This is a genomic window from Amycolatopsis sp. NPDC021455, assembly GCF_040640995.1.
Classification (GTDB): Bacteria; Actinomycetota; Actinomycetes; order Mycobacteriales; family Pseudonocardiaceae; genus Amycolatopsis.
This window is the reverse complement of the sequence record NZ_JBFACT010000031.1, coordinates 21,249-39,636: the sequence shown is the minus strand read 5'-3', so window position 1 is coordinate 39,636 and position 18,388 is coordinate 21,249. Positions and strand designations below refer to the sequence as shown.

Here is an 18,388-nt window from a genome sequence, read left to right as displayed (position 1 = left end):
CGGGAGATCGGATCGTTACACAACTTCGGGCGGGGTGGGGCGTCTGATGATCGTGAGAGTGATCCGTATCGCCGGGCTCGGCTTGGTGGGCCTGTTGCTGGCTGCGTGTAGTGGACAAACCGAGACCGCGGGGACCGCGCAAGCGGTCGGGGCGGTCGGAGCGGCCGGGACGGCGACCGTACCCGGGGTACCGGCCGCGACCGTCGCGTTCGCCTCCGAGGAGCTGAGCCCGAAGGACCCGATCGTCGTCAAGGCCTCAGGTGGCACGTTGCAGGCGGTCACGGTGACGAACCCGCAGACCGGCAACGCCGTCAAGGGCGACCTCTCGCCGGACAAGACGACGTGGACCAGCAAGGACCACCTCCGGTACGCGGCCACGTACCAGGTGGTCGCCACGGCGGTGAACCAGGCGGGTGCGGCGACCGAGCAGCGCGGGGAAGTGCACACGCTCAAGCCGTCCGGGGTCGCCACTCCCGCGCTCTTCCAGCCGGCGTCGGGCGACTTCGGCGTCGGCCTGATCATCGGCCTCAAGTTCGACCACGACATCACCGACAAGGCCACGGTGGAGAAGTCCTTCAAGGTGACGTCCTCGCCCGCCCAGGACGGCGGCTGGTACTGGGTGAACAAGCGCGAAGTGCACTACCGGCCCCAGGAGTACTGGAAGGCCGGCTCGACCGTGAAGCTCGAGACGACGACCTTCGGCACGCCGATCGGGGGCGGCCTGTACGGCGGCCAGGACGTCTCGGCCACCTACAAGGTGCACGACTCGTGGATCGCCAAGGCGGACGGCAAGACGCACCAGATCAAGGCGTACCACAACGGGCAGCTGGTGAAGACCGCGCCGACGAGCATGGGCAAGACCGCCAACACCCCGCCGCGGGGCCCGACGCCGACCTTCAACGGCACGCACGTCGTGCTGGGGAAGGAGGCGCACAAGATCATGGACTCCTGCACCTACGGCGTGTGCGAGGGCGACCCCGGTTACTACAGCGCGCCGGAGAACTGGAACGTCCGCATCTCCAGCGACGGCGAGTACCTGCACGAGAACCTGAAGACGGTCGGCGTGCAGGGCAGCGACAACGTCTCCAACGGCTGCCTCAACATGAACACCGAGAACGCCAAGTGGTTCTTCGACACCTTCGACGTCGGCGACGTCGTCGAGGTCACCAACTCCGGCGGCCCGCAGCTGGCCATCAACAACGGCCACGGCGACTGGGCCATCAGCTGGAGCGCCTGGCAGGCCGGCAGCGCCCTGCGCGGCTGAGTGCTCTTCGAAGGGGCCTCCGGTTCGCCGGAGGCCCCTTTTGCCGCCTTGACGTGTGTCAGGTTCCTGACATACGGTGGTTCATGTCAGGAACCTGACATGAACCACGAAGGAGCAGCACCATGCCCGCCACCGGCCCCGACTTCATCTCGCTCCAGGCCCGCGACCTGGCCGCTTCACAGGCGTTCTACGAGCGCTACCTCGGCCTCGTCCGCTCGCCGGCCGGACCCCCGCACGCCGTCGTCTTCGAGACGAAGCCGATCGCGTTCGCCCTCCGCGACGTCATTCCCGGCACCGACCTCGAGTCGGTGGCCCAGCCCGGCATCGGTGCCGCGATCTGGCTCCACGCCACGGAGGTCCAGGCGATTCACGACGCCCTCGCCGCCGACGGCCACCCGATCGTCTCCGCCCCGATCGACGGCCCCTTCGGTCGCACGTTCACCTTCGCCGACCCCGACGGCTACCACGTCACGCTCCACGACCGCACCTGATCAGCCCGGCGCCGGATGTCTTGAACGACTCGTTCAGGACGTCCGATGTCCTGAACGACTCGTTCAAGACATCGCAACCGCCGCCGCCGGACGAATCAGCCCGGGGACTGGTCGCCGAGCAGGGCCGAGGCGATGACGGCGACCGCGCGGTCCTCGTCGCCCGACAGGTGCCGCAGGAGGTCGTGGGCCAGCGTGCCCGGAAGCTCGGCCAGCGCCTGGGCCACGCGGATCCGGACCGCCGGATCTCCGGCGAGTCCCCCGGCCAGCGCGTTCAGGATCCGCTCGCCGTGCCCGGGGTCCAGGGCCAGCGTGCCCAGGACTTCCGCCGCCTCGACGTCGTTCACGCCCTCGATCACCATGGCGACGAGCACCGGCACGGCCGCGGTCGTGCCGCGCGGGCCGGCGGCGAGCGCCGCCTGCCGGCGCACCTGCGGGTCCGGGTCCTCGAGCGCGGCGGCGAGCACCGCGGTCGCCTCGTCGCCGGGGAGCTCGGCGATCGCCCGCACCGCGCGGCGCCGGACGTCGACGTCGGGCGAGCGCATCCCGGCGGCCACGGCCGCCACGCCGTCCTCGCCCGCGCGGGCGAGGGCCCAGCGCAGGGCTCCGGCGACGTTCGGGTGCGCTTCGGTCAGGACCGCCTTCGCCAGCGACGGCACGTCTTCGACCGGCGCCAAGGCGGCCTGCTGACGGCGGGAAGGGCTCGGCGAATCGAGCTCGTGCAGGAGCTCGACGACGTGCAGGACGCCGTCCCAGCCTGCCGGTTCCGAGGCGTCGATGGCCCGGAGCCGCTCGAGGAGCTCCTGTTCGCGCTTCAGCCGGTCCTCGGTCCGCCTGATGAGATCACCGACCAAAGTGGACGGTGTGAAGGCCGGGTCCGCCAGGGCGCGGCCGATCTGCCGCAGCGACATCCCCAGCGACCGCAGGCCTTCGACGTGGAAGATCCGGCGGATGTCCGCTTCGGAGTACTCGCGGTAGCCGCCGACGGTCCGGCCGGTCGGCCGCACCAGCCCGAGGGAGTCGTAATGCCGGAGCATCCGCGTACTCACCCCGGACCGGCGGGCCACCTCGCCGATCAGCACGCCGCGGCTTCCGGGCCGAGCGCTACGATCCGCTTCGCCTCGTCGACGGCCAGGTCGAAGCCGGCGTCCGGGTCCTGCAGGAGCCGTTCCGTGGCACGGGCGTGGGCGCGCACGGCCGGGTCGGCGCTCGCCAGCCCGGTCCGCAGCGCGGGTTCGGCCGCGTCGCCGAGTGCGACGAGGGCCCGGCTGAGGCTCAGCTGCACGTCCCGGTCGCCCCGGCCCAGCTGGCGAGCCAGGTCCGCGGCCAGTTCCGCGCGTTCCCCGGGCGGCACGAGGACGACGGCGGCACGCCACGCGCTCCGGGCGACTTCGTCGTCGGCGTCGTGCAGCAGCGAGGACGTGATCGCGGGCCACGCCGTCCGGACGCCGATCTTGGACAGCGTGTGCAGCGCTTGGCTGCGGGCCTGTGCCCGTGCGGACCGGAGTTCCGTGACGAGCCTGGGCACGGTGACGTCCGCCGGGAGCCGGGTCAGCGCCCAGGTGAGCATGTCGCGCACGAAGAAGTCGGGCTCGACCGCGCACCGCTCGACGAGCGCGCCGGCCAGCCCGGGGTCGGCCCCCGTACCGGCCGCCAGCGCGGCCTGGAGCCGCGTCGACGAGTTCGCTGCGCCCAGCGCCGCGAGCAGGTGCGTGTCCGATGTGTGTTCGATGGTGACCACCTCCTCCCCGCAGTGAAGACCTTGTCACAGTGTCAAGGTCAAGGCAGGAGGACCGCCCGGCCCTGGATGCGCCCCGCCCGCAGCCGCTCGAACGCTTCGCCGGCGGCCGCCAGCGGGAAGAGTTCGGTCTCCACCCGGATCTTGCCCGCCCCGGCCAGCGCGATCACCTCGGTCAGCTCGCGGCGGGCGCCCCAGAACGGGAGCGACACCGACGCGCCCTGGGGGAGGGGGCCCGGCTTGGTGACCGTGAGCTTGCCGCCGCCGCTGCCGACGAGCACCAGGTCGCCGCCCGGCCGCAGGACGCCCGCGGAGAGGCGCAGCGTCGGGTCGCTGCCGACGAAGTCGAGCACCGCGTCGGCGCCGCCGGTCTCGCGCCGCAGGACCGTCTCGGTGTCGGCTCGCGCGAGCAGGGTGCGGTGGGCGCCTGACCGGTCGGCGAGGGCCAGGGCGTCCTCGCGGACGTCGACGGCGATCACCCGGGCCGGGGTGATCGCGCGCAGGATCTGGATCGCCACGTGCCCGAGCCCGCCGACGCCCACGACCACCACGGACGCGTCGCCGGCCAGGCGCAACCGGGCCACCGCGTGGTACGGCGTCAGGCCGGCGTCGGTCAGCGGCGCCGCCTGGGTGGCGTCGAGGTCGCCGATCGGCACGAGGTGGCGGGCGTGCGGGACCAGCACGTGGCCGGCCATGCCGCCGTCGCGGCCGAGCCCCGCGCCGGCCCAGGCCAGCTCCGCGCGCCGGTCGCAGTAGTTGTCCTCGCCGGCCGTGCACCTGCGGCACGTGCCGCAGCCCCAGGGGCCGTGCACGGCGACCCGGTCGCCGATTTCGACGCCGGTGCCCGCCACCACCTGCCCGGCGATCTCGTGGCCCAGCGTGAACGGCGGCCGGTAGGGGAGGGCGCCCGGCGCCGCGTCGAGGACGTGCAGGTCGGAATGGCAGATCCCGGCCGCCTCGACGCGCACCAGCACTTCGCTCCCCGTGGGTTCGGGCACCTCGAGGTCGGTGAGCGTGGGCGGTTCGCCCCACGCGCGGAGCCGCAGGGCCGGGGTCTTGCGCACCGTACTCACAGCGCTCATTCTACAGAAATGAACTCAGTTCAGGAAGCGTGGTTCGAGGGCAAGGTGGCGCTCGTGACGGGCGCGGGCTCGGGGATCGGCGCGGCGGTGGCGCGGAAGCTGGCCGACCGCGGTGCCGGGCGTGTCGTGCTCGCCGACCGGGACCTCGTCGCCGCGGAGAAGGTCGCCGCGCCGCTGGCCAACGCCCAGGCGGCCGAAGTGGACGTCTCGGACCCGGATCGCATCGACTGGCTGGTCGCCGGGATCGAGCGGGACCACGGCGGGCTCGACGTCGTCGTGCACGCGGCCGGCGTCGACGATCCGCAGGCCAAGCAGTGGATCGCGGATGCCTGGGAGACCGGGCGGCCGCCGGAGATCACCGGAAGACTGGACGTGCGGTCCTGGCGGCGGGTCATGAGCGTGAACCTCGACGGCACGTTCCACGTCCTGCGCGCGGCGGTGCGGGTCATGGTGCCGCGGCGGTCCGGTGCGGTGGTCGTCGTCGGCTCGTCGTCCGCCTTCGACGCCCCGGCCGGCTATCCGCACTACTCCGCGTCGAAGGCCGGGGTGCACGCGCTGGCCCAGGCGGTGGCGAAGGAAGTGGTGCCGTTCGGGGTCCGGGTCAACGTCGTGGCGCCCGGGCCGACGGAGACCGGGATGGCGGCGCGGACGCCGGACGCCCTGCGCCGGGCGTTCACCGAGTCCGGCGGCGGTGCCTACGCCACCCCGGACGAGATCGCGGACGTGGCCCTGTTCCTGGCCGGCGAGGGTGCGGCCAACCTGGCCGGCGCGGTCGTGCTGGCCAACGGCGGCCGCTTCACCGCCTGACGGGGTTGCCAGGCTCGGGCCGGGCGGCTACCGTCACCTGAACTGAGTTCACTTTGTCCTCAAGGGAGAGGGTCGACGTGGATCAATTCCTGCTCGTGCTCGTCAGCGGGATCGCCAGCGGGGCGATCTACGGCCTGATGGGCCTCGGCCTGGTGATCGTCTACCGGGCCACGGACGTCGTGAACTTCGCGCTCGCGAGTCTCGCGACGCTCGGCCTGTACGCGGCGATCACGTTCCACGACAACGGCGCGGCGGTGCTCGTCGGCGTCCTCGGCGCGGTGGTGGTGACCGTCGTCGCCGGGCTGCTGGTCCGCGAGGTCGTGATCCGGCCGCTCGGCCAGGGCCGGCTGTTCGCCGCCCTCGTGGTGACCATGGGCGTCGCGCTCATCGCCGAAAGCGTGGCCGGCTCGATCTGGGGCACGCAGCCCAAGTCGTTCCCCAGCATCGTCGACGGCACGGTCCGCCTGGGCGGCCTCGCGATCCCGGCGCAGAGCCTGCTGACCATCGCGGTGGCCGGCGTGGCGATGGGCCTGGTCGCGTTCCTGTTCGGCCGGACCACCACCGGCTCGGCGATGCGCGCGGTCGCGGAGTCCGCCGACGCCGCCCAGGTCGTCGGGATCAGCGCGCAGCGGATCGCGCGGCTGGCGTGGGCGCTGGGCCTCGGGCTCGGCGCGCTCGCCGCGTGCCTCTACGCGCCGAAGGTCGGCCTGGCACCCGCCGTGCTGTCCGCGCCCCTGTTCCGGGCCTTCGCCGGGATCTTCCTCGGCGGGCTGAACAGCATGTACGGCGCGGTCGTCGGCGGCCTGGCCGTCGGGGTGCTGGAGAACCTCGGCGCGAGCTACGTCTCGGCGAGCTTCCGCGACACCTTCGTCTTCACCTTCACCGTCCTCGTGCTGCTGATCCGGCCCCAGGGCCTGTTCGGCACGCGCACCTTCCAACGGGTTTGAGGTACGCCATGTCCTTCCTCGGCTCCCGCGTGCCGCTCGCGCTGCTCGGGCCGCTCGCCGCGGTCGCCCTGATCGCGCTGCTGAACTCCGGCGCGGTCCCGCCGTACCAGGCCTATTCGGTCGCGCTGGCCGCCGTCTACACGATCGTCGTGCTGTCGGTCGGCCTGCTGGCCGGCTGGTCCGGCGTCTGGTCCGTCGGGCACCCGGCGTTCTTCGCGCTCGGCGCTTACTTCGCCGCCTACGGCAGCGGCCACGGCTGGTCGCTGGAGACGATCGTGGTCGGCACGGTCGTGGCCAGCGCCGTGCTCGGCGGCTTCCTCGGCTACGCCGGCGCCCGGTTCTCGACGCTCTACATCGCCTTGCTCACCTTGGCGTTCAGCCTGGTGTCCTTGGAGGTGATCAACCGCTGGACCGACGTCACCGGCGGCGACCAGGGGGTTCCGGTGTCGCAACTGGACACTCTGGCCGGCGTTCTGCCCAGTGGCGGAACGGAAGCGCAGACCCTGGCCGTCGCCGCCGCCGGGGTGTGTCTCGCGATCGCCGTGCTGGCCAAGGGGTCCGCGCTGCGGATGCGGCTGGTGGCCGCGAAGTCGCACCCGCTGGTCGCCCAGTCGATCGGCATCGCGCCCGAAGCCCAGTCGGCGCTCGCCTTCGCCGTCAGCGCCGCCTTCACCGGGTTCGCCGGGGTGTTGCTGGGCCTGCTCAGCGGGTTCGTCAGCCCCGACCCCTTCTCGCTCAACCTGGGCATCTCGCTCATCGCGTCCTGCGTGCTCGGCGGGGTCGGCAGCGTGCTCGGCGCCGTGGTCGGGGGCGGCTACCTGGCCTGGTCGCCGACGCTGGCCTCGTCCGTCGGCCTGCCGCAGCCGGTGGTCCAGGGCCTGGTCCTGATCGCCGCGCTCATCTTCCTGCCGAGCGGGGTGGTGCCGTCGCTCGCCAAGCTCGCCCGGAAACTGGCCCGGCCGCCGCGTCCCCGTCCGGTGACCGTGCCGGAACCCTCGGTGGGGCAACGGGTTCTCGACGGATCGCCGTTGCTGACCCTCAAGGACGTGTCGGTGCGCTTCGGCGGGTTGAAGGCCCTCGAAGGCGCGTCGCTCTCGGTCCGCCGAGGCGAGGTGCTGGCGGTCATCGGCCCCAACGGCGCGGGCAAGACCACGCTCATGAACGTCCTTTCCGGACTGATCGGCGGCGGCCGCGTCGGCGGGACCGCGGTCTACGACGGGAAGGAACTGTTGAAAACCCGCGCCACCGCCCGGCGGCGGCTCGGGATCGGCCGCACCTTCCAGCACGCGGAGACGTTCGACGAGCTCACCGTCGCCGAGAACGTCCTGTGCACGCACCGCCGGATCACGCCCCGGCAGCGGCGGGTCGCGAACGAGCTGCTCGCTCGCGTCGGCCTGGCCGAGGTCGCCGACCGGTACCCGGCCGAGCTGCCCTTCGGGCTGCAGAAGCGCCTGGACCTCGCCCGCGCGATGGCCGAAGAACCCGCGCTGCTCGTCCTGGACGAGCCGTTCGGCGGCCTGGACGCCGACGAGCGCGCGACCGCCGCCCGGCAGATCGAGCGCCTGCGCGACGGCGGCGCCGCCGTGCTGGTCATCGACCACGTGCTGGACGACCTGTTCGCCGTGGCCGACCGGGTCGTCGCCTTCGACTTCGGCAAGCCGATCGGCGAGGGCGCGCCGGACGAGGTGCTGCGCGACAGCGCCGTGCAGGCGTCCTACCTCGGCACCACGACCGCCCGCGCCGCGTTGCCCTCTCGAGCGGAGGACAGCCCGGTCGTGCTCCGGCTGACCGGCGTCGAACACCACTACGGCGGCGTCGCGGCGCTGCGCGGGATCGACCTGGACGTCCACGAGGGCGCCGTCCTCGGCGTCGTCGGCGCGAACGGCGCGGGCAAGAGCACCCTCGGCCGCGTCCTGCACGGCTCGCTTCGGCCCTCGGGCGGGACGCGCGAGGCGAGCGACACCGGCGTCCGGACGGTTCGCACCAGTCTCGTCCCGGAAGGCCGGGCGCTGTTCAAAACCCTGTCCCTGCGCGAAAACCTCGAAGTGGCCGCGTACTCCGTGGGTCTCAAGGGCGCGGCGCTGCGGGCGAAGCTGGACGAGACGGCCGAGTGGCTGCCGCCGCGGCTGCGGGACCGGCTTTCGGTCCAGGCCGCCGGGCTCAGCGGCGGTGAGCAGCAGATGCTCGCCATCGCCCGTGCCCTGATGGCCGGCCCGGACGTCCTGGTCGTCGACGAACCGGCGCTCGGGCTCGCCCCGGCCCTGGTCGACGAGGTGTACGGGCGGCTCGGCGAGCTCGCCGAGGGCGGGCTGACCGTCGTCCTGCTGGAACAGCTGCTCAGCCGCGCGATGGCGACCTGCCACGACGTGGTCGTGCTGCACGAAGGCGTGGTGGCCGCGCACGGCTCGGCGGCCGATCCCGCGTTCGCGACCAAGGCCGAGTCCGCCTACTTCGGCGGCGAGCACGCGGTCGCGCTGGGCGTGCGTGACGTGACGACGTTGGAGGCGTGATGTTGATCGATCCGGCCCTGCTGACCGAAACGCCGGAGCAGGGCGAGCTCCGGGCCGTGACCAGGGATTTCTTCGTCGCGCACGGGGAAGACTGGAAGCGGATGGCGGGCGAGCTGGGCGTCCAGGGCCTGGCGATCCCCGAGGAGCACGGCGGCGCCGGGTATTCGTTCGCCGAACTCGCGGTGGTGATCGAGGAGGCGGGCCGCGCGTTGTGCGCCGGCGCGCTGCTCCCGACCGTCGTCCTCGCCGGGTACACCCTGCTGCTCTCCGGAGACGACCGTTATCTGCCGGGTATCGCCGACGGCACCCTCCGTGCCACGGTCGCCTTCGACGGCGACGTCCAAGCACGCGACGGAACGCTGTCGGGAACGGCGGACTTCGTCCTCGACGGCGCCGACGCGGACCTGGTCCTCGTGCGAGCGGGGGACCGGCTGTACGCCTGCGAGGGCGGGACGCGGACGTCGTTGCGCGTGCTCGACGAGACCCGGCCGCAGGCGCGGCTGGAGTTCCGGGACACCCCGGCGACGCCGATCGGGTCCGCGGACGTCGTGCCGCGGGTCCTCGACATCGGACGGGCCGCGCTGGCCGCCGAGCAGCTCGGCGGCATCGGGCACGCCCTGGAGGCGACCGTGTCCTATGTGGAGCAACGTCGGCAGTTCGGCCGTCCGATCGGGTCGTTCCAGGCGGTCAAGCACCGGCTGGCCGCCCTGCTGGTCGAGTACGAGGCCGCGCGCTCGGCCGCGGCGTACGCCATCGCCTGCGTCGCGACCGATTCCCCGGAACTGCCGGTGGCGGCCGCCGCGGCGGCGACCGTGTGCACCGGCGCCTACCGGCTGGCGGTCGCCGAATACGTCCAGCTGCACGGCGGAACCGGCTTCACCTGGGAACACCCGGCCCACCGATACGTCCGTCGTGCCCGTGCGGACGAGGTGCTGTTCGGCACCCCGCAGGACCACGCCGCGCGAATCGCCGTCGCATTGGGACTTTAGCCACCCGGACGCGGGTTGACAGCGGACCTGCCCGACCTATTCAATCAAACTGAAGTCAGTTCAGTTAGGAGAACGAGATGGCCGTGGAAGACGAGATCCAGTTCGAGCGCGACGGGCACGTGGCCCGGGTGTGGCTGAACCGGCCCTGGAAGAAGAACTGCGTCACCGTGCCGATCCTGGAGCGGCTCGACGAGATCATCACCGAGGTCGACAAGGACCCGGACCTGCGGGTGCTGGTCCTGCGCGGCCGCGGCGGCACGTTCTGCTCCGGCTTCGACCTCGACAGCCTGCAGGCCGAGTACATCGGCAGCTCGACGGCGATGGAGGTGGCCGTCATCTCCGCGAAGATCTGCGACCGCCTGTACTCGATGAACACGCCGTCGGTCGCGGTCCTCGAGGGCTACGTCACCGCCGGCGGGTTCGAGCTGATGATCTCGTGCGACTTCGCGATCGCTTCGGACGACGCCAAGATCGGCGACTTCCACATGCGCCGCGGGCTGTTCGGCGGGGCGGGCCCGATCTACCGCGTCCCGCGGATGATCGGCATCCGCAAGACCAAGGAGCTGATGCTCACCGGCAAGCTGCTCTCGGGTGTCGAGGCGGCCGACTTCGACCTGATCAACAAGTCCGCGCCGGCCGACAAGCTGGACGAGACGGTCGAGGAGTTCATCAGCCACCTCACCGACAAGAGCCCGTTCCAGATGCGCATCACCAAGATGACCATCGACCGCAGCCTCGACGCCGACACGCAGTCGCTGATGGTCATGGAGCACCTCGCGGTGGGCGTGACGCTGAACTCCGACGACGCGGCCGAAGGCGTCGCGGCGTTCCTGGAGAAGCGCGAACCCAAGTGGACGGGGCGCTGAGCGATGAACCCGACGGGGGTGACCCTGCCCGCCGAGGGCGTGCTGTGGAGCTGGACCGTGCAGCGGTTCGCGCCGAAGTCGCCCCCGTACGTCCCGCCGGCGGACGGCTTCCGGCCGTTCGCGCTCGGGTACGTCGAGCTGGACGGCGGGCCGCGCGTGGCCGCCGTGCTCGACGTGCCCGACCCGGCGGGTGTCCATATCGGAATGCGGTTCCGCGTCGAGGAGACGACCGGGGTGCCGCACGCGAAGCCGGTCGAGGAGGATTCGTGACCGACGTCCTGATCTGCGGCGCCGCCCGGACGCCGTTCGGCCGGTCCGAGCGGTCCGGCCGGGAGCACGCCGTCGCCGCGGCGACGGCGGCACTGGCCGACGCCGGGATCCCGTGGTCCCGCGTCGGGGCCGCGTTCGGCGGCAGTGACGCCGCCGGGCTCGCCGACACCCTGGTCGCCGACCTCGGGCTGACCGGGCTGCCGTTCGTCAACGTCAAGAACGGCTGCGCGACCGGCGGCAGCGCGCTCGTCTCGGCGGTCAACGCGATCCGCGGCGGGATGGCCGACGTCGTGCTCGCCGTCGGGTTCGACAAGCACCCGCGCGGCGCGTTCGACCCGCGTCCCGCGGACTGGGGCCTGGACGACGCCTACGGCCGTGACGGGCTCATGGTGACCACGCAGTTCTTCGGCATGAAGATCCAGCGGTACGCGCACGACTTCGGCATCACGCCGCGGACCCTCGCCCTGGTGGCGGAGAAGGCGTACCGCAACGGCAGCCTGACCCCGGAAGCCTGGCGCCGCAAGGAGATCGGCGCCGACGAGATCCTGGCGTCGGGCATGGTCAACGACCCGTTGACCCGGTTCATGTTCTGTTCTCCGGGGGAGGGCGCGGCGGCACTGGTCCTGTGCTCTCCTTCGGTCCCCACCCGCGACGCGGTCACGCTGCGCTCGGCGGTCGTGCGGACCCGCCGCCGTGGCTCGTTCGAGGTGTTCAGCCCGGTGCTGGAAGCCGGTGAGCCGACCAGCGTCAGCCGGGACGCGGCCGCGGCGGCGTTCGAAGCGGCCGGCGTCGGACCGTCCGATGTGGACGTGGCTCAGCTGCAGGACACCGAAAGCGGCGCCGAAGTGATGCACCTGGCGGAATGCGGGTTCTGCGAGGACGGCGAGCAGGAGAAGCTGATCGCTTCCGGCGCCACCGAGATCGGCGGCACGCTGCCGGTCAACACCGACGGCGGCTGCATCGCCAACGGCGAGCCGATCGGCGCGTCCGGGCTGCGGCAGGTCTACGAGGTCGTGCAGCAGCTGCGCGTCCGGGCGGGTGCCCGTCAGGTGCCGGGCGAGCCGCGGATCGGGTTCACCCACGTCTACGGCGCGCCCGGGGTCAGCGCGTGCACGGTGCTGGCCCGATGACCGGCCCGGCGGAGTTCCGCGCCCAGGTCCGGGCGTGGCTGTCCACAGTGGCGCGACCGCGCACCGAAGCCACCTGGGGAACGGGCGACGACTCGGTGGCGGTGTTCGACAACTGGACCGAAGAAGAGGAACGCGCGCACACCGCGCGGGGCCAGGAGTGGGAGCGCACCCGCTTCGACGCCGGCTGGGGTGCGCTCAGCCGCGCTCCCGAACACGGTGGCCGCGGGCTGCCCGCGTTCTACGAACAGCTCTACCGGACCGAGGAAGCCGCGTTCGACGTCCCGCGCCGCAGCGAGATCTTCCCCGTCACCCAGCACCTGGTCGCCCCGGCGATCGAGATCTGGGGGACCGGCGAGCAGAAGCGGCGCTGGCTGCGGCCGATGCTGCGGACCGACGAGCTGGCCTGCCAGCTCTTCTCCGAAACCGAAGCCGGGTCCGACCTGGCGGCCGTCCGCACGAAAGCGGTCCGCGACGGCGACCACTGGGTGCTGCACGGCCACAAGGTGTGGACGTCCGGGGCCCGGGTCGCCACCTGGGGTGTCGCGGTGTGCCGCACCGATCCCGAGGCACCCAAGCACGCCGGGATCACGGTGTTCCTGGTGCGGATGGACGCTCCGGGCGTCACCGTCCGCCCGATCCGGCAGATGACCGGCGGCGCCAGCTTCAACGAGGTCTACCTCGACGGCGTCGTCGTGCCCGACACCGACCGGCTCGGCCCGGTCGGCCAGGGCTGGAAGGTCACGCTGAGCGTGCTGGCCGCCGAACGCCTGGACTCCGGGTCGCTCGGCCTGGACAACGCCGACCGGGCGATCGAACTCGCCCGGCACGGCAGCTTGACCGACGTCGAGCGGCAGCAGACCGCGGACCTGTACGTTCGCACCCTCGTCCAGCGGCTCATCGGCCTGCGGGTCACCGCGGCGCTGGCGGCGGGACGGGAGCCGGGCGCGGAGGCGTCGGTCGGGAAGCTGTACGCGACCGAGACCATGCGGCGGACCAGTGACCTCGTGGTGCAGCTGCTGGGCCCGCGGCTGGTCGCGGACACCGGCGAATGGGGCACCTTCGCCTGGACCGAGCACCTGCTCGGCGCGCCCGGCTACAGCATCGCCGGCGGCTCCGACGAGATCCAGCGGACCATCCTCGCCGAGCGGGTGCTCGGCCTGCCGAAGGAGCCGTCGCGATGAGCCTCGCCGACCAGGTCCGCGAACGCCTCGGTGGTGAGCTGGAAGTCCTGCCGGGCGGGCATTCCGGGCTGACCTACACGGTCGGAGGCAAGTACGTCGTCAAGGCCGTACCGCCGGGCCAGAAACCGGTGGGGCGCAACGACGTCCTGCGGCAGGCGCGGGTCCTGCGTGCCCTCGCGGATTCGGCGGTCCCCGTGCCGCGCGTGATCGTGACGGACGAGACGTGGTTCGCCATGGAGTTCGCCGAGGGTGCGGCGATCGAGCCCGTCCTCGACGAGCACACCCTCGCCCCGGAGCTGTGCCGCACGCGGATGCTCGAGGCGGCCCGGCTCCTGCGGCTCCTCCACGACGCCGGGCCGGTGCCCGGCGAGCCGCCCGCCACGGCCGCCGGGGAGCTGGACCGCTGGAGCCGCACGATGTACGCCGTGCCGGCCGAGCTGCGGCCGGGCGCGGAGGAGCTGCTGCGGCTGCTCGCCGGCGGCGTGCCGGACGACCTGCCGCCGGTGCTGGTGCACGGCGACTTCCGGCTCGGCAACGTGTTGTTCGCCGGCGAGCGGGCCACCGCCGTCGTGGACTGGGAGATCTGGAGCACCGGCGACCCCCGCACCGACCTCGGCTGGTTCCTGCTCTTCGCCGACCACCGCAACTTCCCGGCCCTGGGCACCCCGGTGCCCGGCCTGCCGAGCGAGGCGGAGCTGCTCGAGGTTTACGGCGGCCCGCTGCCGGACATGGCGTGGTTCCGGGCGCTCGGCCGGATGAAGATGGCCGCGATCATGGGCCACAACCTGCGCCGGCACCGCGAAGGCAAGCACCACGACCCGGACCAGGAGCGGCTGCCCCCGACCATCGCCGCGATGATCCGGTCCGCCGCGGACATTCTGAGGAGCTAGGCATGGATTTCGCGTTTTCGGCCCGCGCCACCGAACTGCAGGACCGCGTCCGGTCCTTCATGGACACGCACGTCATCCCGGCCGAGCCGGTGTACGACCGGCAGATCGCCGAGGCGGACGACCCCCACGCGTTGCCGCCGGTCATGGTGGAGCTGAAGGAGAAGGCCCGCGCCGAAGGGCTGTGGAACCTGTTCCTCGCCCACGGCGGCTGGGGCGCCGGGCTGACGAACCTCGAGTACGCGCCCCTGGCCGAGCTGATGGGCCGGTCGATCATCGGCAACGAGGTCTTCAACTGCTCCGCCCCGGACACCGGCAACATGGAGCTGCTGGCCCTGTTCGGCAGTCCCGAACAGCAGGAACGGTGGCTGAAGCCGCTGCTGGACGCCCGGATCCGGTCGTGCTTCGCGATGACCGAACCCGACGTCGCCAGCTCGGACGCCCGCAACATCCGCACCCGCGTCACCCGCGACGGCGACCACTACGTCGTCGACGGCCGCAAGTGGTACACCTCCGGCATCCTCGATCCCGACTGCGAGCTCATCATCCTGATGGGCGTGAGTGACCCAGCCGCGCCGACGTATCGCCAGCAGAGCATGGTCCTGATCCCGCGGGACGCCCCGGGCGTCACCGTGCTGCGCGACCTGCCGATGTTCGGCTACACCGACCGGCTCGGCCACGGTGAAGTGCTGTTCGAGAACGTCCGCGTGCCCGCGTCCAGCCTGCTCGGCGGCGAAGGCGAGGGGTTCGCGCTCGCCCAGGGCCGGCTCGGTCCCGGCCGCATGCACTACGCGATGCGCGCGGTCGGGTTCGCCGAACGCGCCCTCCAGCTCATGTGCGAGCGGACGCTCTCGCGCGTCGCCTTCGGCGGCCCGCTGGCCGACCAGGGTGTCGTGCGCGAGTGGATCGCGCGCAGCCGGATCGAGATCGAACAGCTGCGGCTGCTGGTCCTCAAGTCGGCGTGGCTGATGGACACCGTCGGCAACGCGGCCGCCCGGCTGGAGGTCGCCGCGATCAAGGTCGCCGCGCTCGACGTCGCCCACCGCGTCGTCGACCGCGCGGTCCAGGCCCACGGCGCGGCCGGGGTCAGCGACGACACCGTGCTGGCCCGGCTGTTCTCGATCACCCGCGCGCTGAAGATCGCCGACGGCCCCGACGAGGTTCACCTGCGCACGGTCGCCCGCCAGGAACTGGCCCGGTACAAGGAGAAGGCCCGATGAAGGTTCTCGACGGACAGGTCGCCGTGATCACCGGCGGCTCGCGCGGCATCGGCCTCGGCATCGCGCGCGCGTTCCGCGCCGCCGGGGCGCACGTCGTCATCGCGGCGCGCAAGGCGGAGGGCCTCAAGGACGCCCGCGCCGAGCTGCTCCGAGGCGAAGGCACCGGCGATGTCCTGGACGTCGTCGCCAACGCGGGGGAGCCCGAGCAGGCCGAGCGCTGCGTCGCCGACACGATGGTCCACTTCGGACGCGTCGACGTCCTGGTCAACAACGCGGCCACCAACCCGTACATGGGCGACCTGCTCGAACTGGACCTGCCGCGCGCGGAGAAGACCGTGCGGGTCAACCAGTACGGCATGATCGCGTGGAGCCGCGCGGCCTGGCACGCGTGGATGAGCGAGCACGGCGGCACGATCGTCAACATCGCCTCGGTCGGCGGGCTGATCGTCGACCCGCAGATCGGCTACTACAACGCCACCAAGGCCGCGATGCTGCTGATGACCCGCCAGCTCGCCTACGAGCTCGGCCCGAAGGTCCGGGTCAACGCGATCGCCCCCGGGGTGATCAAGACCGAACTGGCGCGGGCGGTGTGGGAGGCCCGCGAGCCGGTCCTGACGGCCAAGCTGCCCCTGCGCCGGCTCGGCACCACCGAGGACGTCGCCAACGCGGCGCTGTTCCTGGCGAGCGAAGCGTCGTCGTGGATGACCGGGCAGGCCCTGGTCCTGGACGGCGGCGCGACCGCCCTCCCGATCGCCGTGGACGCGTGATGTTCTCCCTGGCAGGGAAGACCGCGGTGGTGACCGGGGCGTCTTCGGGCCTGGGCGCGCGGTTCGCGTCGGTCCTGGCCTCGGCGGGGGCCACGGTGTTCGCCGCCGCGCGCCGGACCGATCGGCTGGCGGCTCTCGGCCCGGACATCCACGCCGTGACCTGCGACGTTTCGGTCGCGACCGACCGGGAGCGGCTCGCCGAGACGGCCGGCCGGATCGACATCCTGGTCAACAACGCGGGGGTGCCGGGGGAGCGGGAGGCCACGAAGGAGAGCCCTGCGGACTTCGCGGATGTCCTGGCGGTGAACCTGGTGGCGCCGTTCCATTTGTCCCAGCTGATGGCTGAGAGCGGCGACGGCGGCAGCATCGTCAACGTCGCTTCGATCCTCGGGCTGGTGTCGGCCGCGCCGCTGGGCGGGGCGAGCTACGCGGCGTCGAAGGCCGGGCTGATCGGGCTCACCCGGGAACTGGCCGGTCAGTGGGGTGGCGCCGGGATCCGGGTCAACGCGCTGGCGCCGGGCTGGTTCCGGTCGGAGATGACCGACGACCTGTTCGCCGACGAGCGTTCCCGCAGGTGGGTCGAGCGCAACACGATGCTGAACCGCGGTGGTGACGTCGGCGAGCTCGACGGCGCGTTGCTGTTCCTGGCCTCGGAGGCCTCGTCGTACTACACGGGCCAGGTCATGGTGGTCGACGGCGGCTGGACGGCGCGATGAGCGTGTCGGTGGCCGTCGAGAACGGCGTCGCCCACGTCCGGCTGACCCGCGGCCGCGGCAACCCCATCGACCTCGCCACCGCCGAGGGCCTCCACCAAGCGGCCAACCGCTGCGAAGGTGCCCGAGCACTCCTGTTCACGGCAGCCGGACCGGCGTTCTGCGTGGGCGGTGACCTGCGCGAGTTCGCCGCGGCCGCCGACCTGCGCGCCCACCTGGACCGGGTCACCGGTGCCCTGCACGAGGCACTGCGGATCTTCGCCGGCCTCGATGCCCCGGTGGTCGCCGCCGTGCAGGGCGCGGTCGCCGGAGCCGGGCTCGGGCTCCTCGGCGTCGCCGACCTCGTCGTCGCGTCCGAGGACGCCACTTTCACCGCGGCCTACACCGGGATCGGCTACACGCCCGACGCGGGCGTCTCCTGGTCGCTGCCCCGGCTGGTCGGGCCGCGCGTGGCCCTCGAGCTGCTGCTGACCAACCGCCGCCTGACCGCGGCGGAGGCGTGCGCCGCCGGCCTGGTCACGAGCGTCGCGGCGGACCCGGAAAAGACGGCGGCCTCGCTCGCGGAACGGCTGGCCGGAGCCGCTTTCGGCGTCACCAAGCGCCTGGTCCGGGACGGGCGGTCGGCGTCCTTCGCGCAGCACCTGGACACTGAAGCCCGGGCCATCGCCGAGGCGGCGGTTTCCCCGGCCGGCCGGGACGGCGTCGCGGCCTTCCTCGCGCGGCGGTTGTGACATGAATTCAGGTGAGGACTACGCTCGGGGGTCGCAACGTGACGCGCACGAGAGGGCAGGCGATGACGGGGGCGAGGCTCGTGGAACCGGACGAAGGACCCCGGTCCAAGCGGGGCGCCATCCTGGCCGCGGCGGTCGAGTACTTCGGCGAGACCGGGTACGAGGCCACCAAGTGGTCGGCCGTGGCCGGCCGCGTCGGGATCGGGCAGACCGCGCTCTACCACTACTTCGAGTCCAAAGCGCACTGCCTGCTGACCATCATGCGGCTGGAGCTGCAGCGCTCGCGGGACCAGTTCCTCGAGGCCACCGAAGGCGAGACCGACCCGGTGGCGGCGCTGCGGGCCGCGGTGCGCGCGGCGTTCGCGGTGTCGGAGTCCGAGATCCTCCAGATGCGGATCCTGCAGAACAACATGGTGCTGCTGGCCGGCCCCCGCGCGTCCAAACGCGAGGAGACCGAGCGCCGCGCGGCCCGCGAGCTGGTGCAGAGCATCGAACGCGACTGGACCCGGCTGCTCACCCAGGGCATGTCCCAGGGCGCGTTCCCGGTCCGTGACGCGCACACCCTCGCGCTCGCCATGCTGGGCATGATCATCAGCGTCTGGCGGTGGTACCGGCCGACCGGCTCGACGCCGCTCGCCGAGGTGCGGGAGCTCATCGAAGGCTGCTGCATCCGCATGGTCACGGAGTAAGCCCGCTCCGGCCCCAAACGCCCCAATGTGGCGTTGGGTGCGTCCAACGCACCCAATGCCACATTGGGGTGCTGGCGACCGGTCAACAGCGGAAGCCGCGCCCACTGGT

At 72.4% G+C, this 18,388-nt stretch carries 19 protein-coding genes; 16 read left to right on the top strand and 3 right to left on the bottom strand.

The window, feature by feature from the left end:
* Positions 1-58 precede the first annotated feature (58 nt).
* Entirely contained in the window at positions 59-1,264 is a 1,206-nt protein-coding gene (locus tag AB0G28_RS28950) for an Ig-like domain-containing protein (RefSeq protein WP_361095720.1), read from the top strand.
* Between the two features lie 122 nt (positions 1,265-1,386).
* Positions 1,387-1,755, top strand: a complete 369-nt coding sequence (locus AB0G28_RS28945; protein ID WP_361095717.1) for a VOC family protein — start codon at positions 1,387-1,389, stop codon at positions 1,753-1,755.
* 95 nt (positions 1,756-1,850) lie between these two features.
* On the opposite strand, the gene AB0G28_RS28940 is transcribed toward AB0G28_RS28945, so the two are convergent.
* From AB0G28_RS28940 to AB0G28_RS28930, 3 genes are read right to left on the bottom strand one after another with little or no spacing between them, the layout of a single operon-like run.
* Entirely contained in the window at positions 1,851-2,834 is a 984-nt protein-coding gene (locus tag AB0G28_RS28940; RefSeq protein ID WP_361095714.1) for a HEAT repeat domain-containing protein, read from the bottom strand.
* The gene (locus AB0G28_RS28935; protein ID WP_361095711.1) at positions 2,828-3,493 is read right to left on the bottom strand and encodes a HEAT repeat domain-containing protein; all 666 of its coding nucleotides are present in this window, start codon (positions 3,491-3,493) and stop codon (positions 2,828-2,830) included. Before AB0G28_RS28935 ends, AB0G28_RS28940 begins: the two co-directional genes overlap by 7 nt.
* A gap of 38 nt (positions 3,494-3,531) precedes the next feature.
* Entirely contained in the window at positions 3,532-4,572 is a 1,041-nt protein-coding gene (locus AB0G28_RS28930; RefSeq protein WP_361095708.1) for an NAD(P)-dependent alcohol dehydrogenase, read from the bottom strand.
* A gap of 9 nt (positions 4,573-4,581) precedes the next feature.
* On the opposite strand from AB0G28_RS28930, the gene AB0G28_RS28925 reads away from it, so the two are divergent.
* The 14 genes from AB0G28_RS28925 to AB0G28_RS28860 all read left to right on the top strand — a co-directional run bounded on the left by AB0G28_RS28925 (position 4,582) and on the right by AB0G28_RS28860 (position 18,279).
* Positions 4,582-5,379 carry an SDR family NAD(P)-dependent oxidoreductase gene (locus AB0G28_RS28925; RefSeq protein ID WP_361095705.1) on the top strand — a complete coding sequence of 266 codons (798 nt, stop codon included), beginning with the start codon at positions 4,582-4,584 and terminating at the stop codon, positions 5,377-5,379.
* A gap of 77 nt (positions 5,380-5,456) precedes the next feature.
* Positions 5,457-6,326, top strand: a complete 870-nt coding sequence (locus tag AB0G28_RS28920) for a branched-chain amino acid ABC transporter permease (RefSeq protein WP_361095702.1) — start codon at positions 5,457-5,459, stop codon at positions 6,324-6,326.
* An 8-nt stretch (positions 6,327-6,334) separates the two neighbouring features.
* Positions 6,335-8,836 (top strand): ATP-binding cassette domain-containing protein, encoded by a 2,502-nt coding sequence (locus AB0G28_RS28915; RefSeq protein ID WP_361095699.1) that lies wholly within the window; start codon positions 6,335-6,337, stop codon positions 8,834-8,836.
* On the top strand, positions 8,836-9,825 hold the full coding sequence (locus AB0G28_RS28910) for an acyl-CoA dehydrogenase family protein (RefSeq protein WP_361095696.1): 990 nt from the start codon (positions 8,836-8,838) through the stop codon (positions 9,823-9,825). The genes AB0G28_RS28915 and AB0G28_RS28910 overlap by 1 nt, the downstream gene beginning before the upstream one ends.
* 77 nt (positions 9,826-9,902) lie before the next feature.
* Positions 9,903-10,691, top strand: coding sequence for an enoyl-CoA hydratase/isomerase family protein (locus tag AB0G28_RS28905; RefSeq protein WP_361095693.1), 789 nt, complete (start codon positions 9,903-9,905; stop codon positions 10,689-10,691).
* A gap of 3 nt (positions 10,692-10,694) precedes the next feature.
* Positions 10,695-10,961: an OB-fold domain-containing protein gene (locus AB0G28_RS28900; RefSeq protein WP_361095690.1), complete on the top strand. Its 267-nt coding sequence runs from the start codon at positions 10,695-10,697 to the stop codon at positions 10,959-10,961.
* Complete coding sequence (locus tag AB0G28_RS28895) at positions 10,958-12,091, top strand: thiolase family protein (RefSeq protein WP_361095687.1); 1,134 nt, start codon at positions 10,958-10,960, stop codon at positions 12,089-12,091. Before AB0G28_RS28900 ends, AB0G28_RS28895 begins: the two co-directional genes overlap by 4 nt.
* Positions 12,088-13,272, top strand: a complete 1,185-nt coding sequence (locus AB0G28_RS28890) for an acyl-CoA dehydrogenase family protein (protein WP_361095684.1) — start codon at positions 12,088-12,090, stop codon at positions 13,270-13,272. Before AB0G28_RS28895 ends, AB0G28_RS28890 begins: the two co-directional genes overlap by 4 nt.
* Positions 13,269-14,162, top strand: coding sequence for a phosphotransferase family protein (locus tag AB0G28_RS28885; RefSeq protein WP_361095680.1), 894 nt, complete (start codon positions 13,269-13,271; stop codon positions 14,160-14,162). Before AB0G28_RS28890 ends, AB0G28_RS28885 begins: the two co-directional genes overlap by 4 nt.
* A 2-nt stretch (positions 14,163-14,164) precedes the next feature.
* Positions 14,165-15,379, top strand: coding sequence for an acyl-CoA dehydrogenase family protein (locus AB0G28_RS28880; protein ID WP_361095677.1), 1,215 nt, complete (start codon positions 14,165-14,167; stop codon positions 15,377-15,379).
* Positions 15,376-16,146 (top strand): SDR family oxidoreductase, encoded by a 771-nt coding sequence (locus tag AB0G28_RS28875; protein ID WP_361095674.1) that lies wholly within the window; start codon positions 15,376-15,378, stop codon positions 16,144-16,146. Before AB0G28_RS28880 ends, AB0G28_RS28875 begins: the two co-directional genes overlap by 4 nt.
* Positions 16,146-16,862: an SDR family oxidoreductase gene (locus AB0G28_RS28870; RefSeq protein ID WP_361095671.1), complete on the top strand. Its 717-nt coding sequence runs from the start codon at positions 16,146-16,148 to the stop codon at positions 16,860-16,862. Before AB0G28_RS28875 ends, AB0G28_RS28870 begins: the two co-directional genes overlap by 1 nt.
* On the top strand, positions 16,859-17,590 hold the full coding sequence (locus AB0G28_RS28865; RefSeq protein ID WP_361095668.1) for an enoyl-CoA hydratase/isomerase family protein: 732 nt from the start codon (positions 16,859-16,861) through the stop codon (positions 17,588-17,590). Before AB0G28_RS28870 ends, AB0G28_RS28865 begins: the two co-directional genes overlap by 4 nt.
* A gap of 62 nt (positions 17,591-17,652) precedes the next feature.
* Entirely contained in the window at positions 17,653-18,279 is a 627-nt protein-coding gene (locus AB0G28_RS28860; protein WP_361095847.1) for a TetR/AcrR family transcriptional regulator, read from the top strand.
* The last annotated feature ends 109 nt before the right edge of the window (positions 18,280-18,388 follow it).

Coding starts and splice junctions, on each gene's coding strand:
- AB0G28_RS28925 (WP_361095705.1), top strand. CDS start 4,582: ATGAACTCAGTTCAGGAAGCGTGGTTCGAGGGCAAGGTGGCGCTCGTG.
- AB0G28_RS28865 (WP_361095668.1), top strand. CDS start 16,859: ATGAGCGTGTCGGTGGCCGTCGAGAACGGCGTCGCCCACGTCCGGCTG.
- AB0G28_RS28900 (WP_361095690.1), top strand. CDS start 10,695: ATGAACCCGACGGGGGTGACCCTGCCCGCCGAGGGCGTGCTGTGGAGC.
- AB0G28_RS28910 (WP_361095696.1), top strand. CDS start 8,836: ATGTTGATCGATCCGGCCCTGCTGACCGAAACGCCGGAGCAGGGCGAG.
- AB0G28_RS28860 (WP_361095847.1), top strand. CDS start 17,653: ATGACGGGGGCGAGGCTCGTGGAACCGGACGAAGGACCCCGGTCCAAG.
- AB0G28_RS28885 (WP_361095680.1), top strand. CDS start 13,269: ATGAGCCTCGCCGACCAGGTCCGCGAACGCCTCGGTGGTGAGCTGGAA.
- AB0G28_RS28890 (WP_361095684.1), top strand. CDS start 12,088: ATGACCGGCCCGGCGGAGTTCCGCGCCCAGGTCCGGGCGTGGCTGTCC.
- AB0G28_RS28880 (WP_361095677.1), top strand. CDS start 14,165: ATGGATTTCGCGTTTTCGGCCCGCGCCACCGAACTGCAGGACCGCGTC.
- AB0G28_RS28875 (WP_361095674.1), top strand. CDS start 15,376: ATGAAGGTTCTCGACGGACAGGTCGCCGTGATCACCGGCGGCTCGCGC.
- AB0G28_RS28930 (WP_361095708.1), bottom strand. CDS start 4,572: ATGAGCGCTGTGAGTACGGTGCGCAAGACCCCGGCCCTGCGGCTCCGC.
- AB0G28_RS28945 (WP_361095717.1), top strand. CDS start 1,387: ATGCCCGCCACCGGCCCCGACTTCATCTCGCTCCAGGCCCGCGACCTG.
- AB0G28_RS28905 (WP_361095693.1), top strand. CDS start 9,903: ATGGCCGTGGAAGACGAGATCCAGTTCGAGCGCGACGGGCACGTGGCC.
- AB0G28_RS28915 (WP_361095699.1), top strand. CDS start 6,335: ATGTCCTTCCTCGGCTCCCGCGTGCCGCTCGCGCTGCTCGGGCCGCTC.
- AB0G28_RS28870 (WP_361095671.1), top strand. CDS start 16,146: ATGTTCTCCCTGGCAGGGAAGACCGCGGTGGTGACCGGGGCGTCTTCG.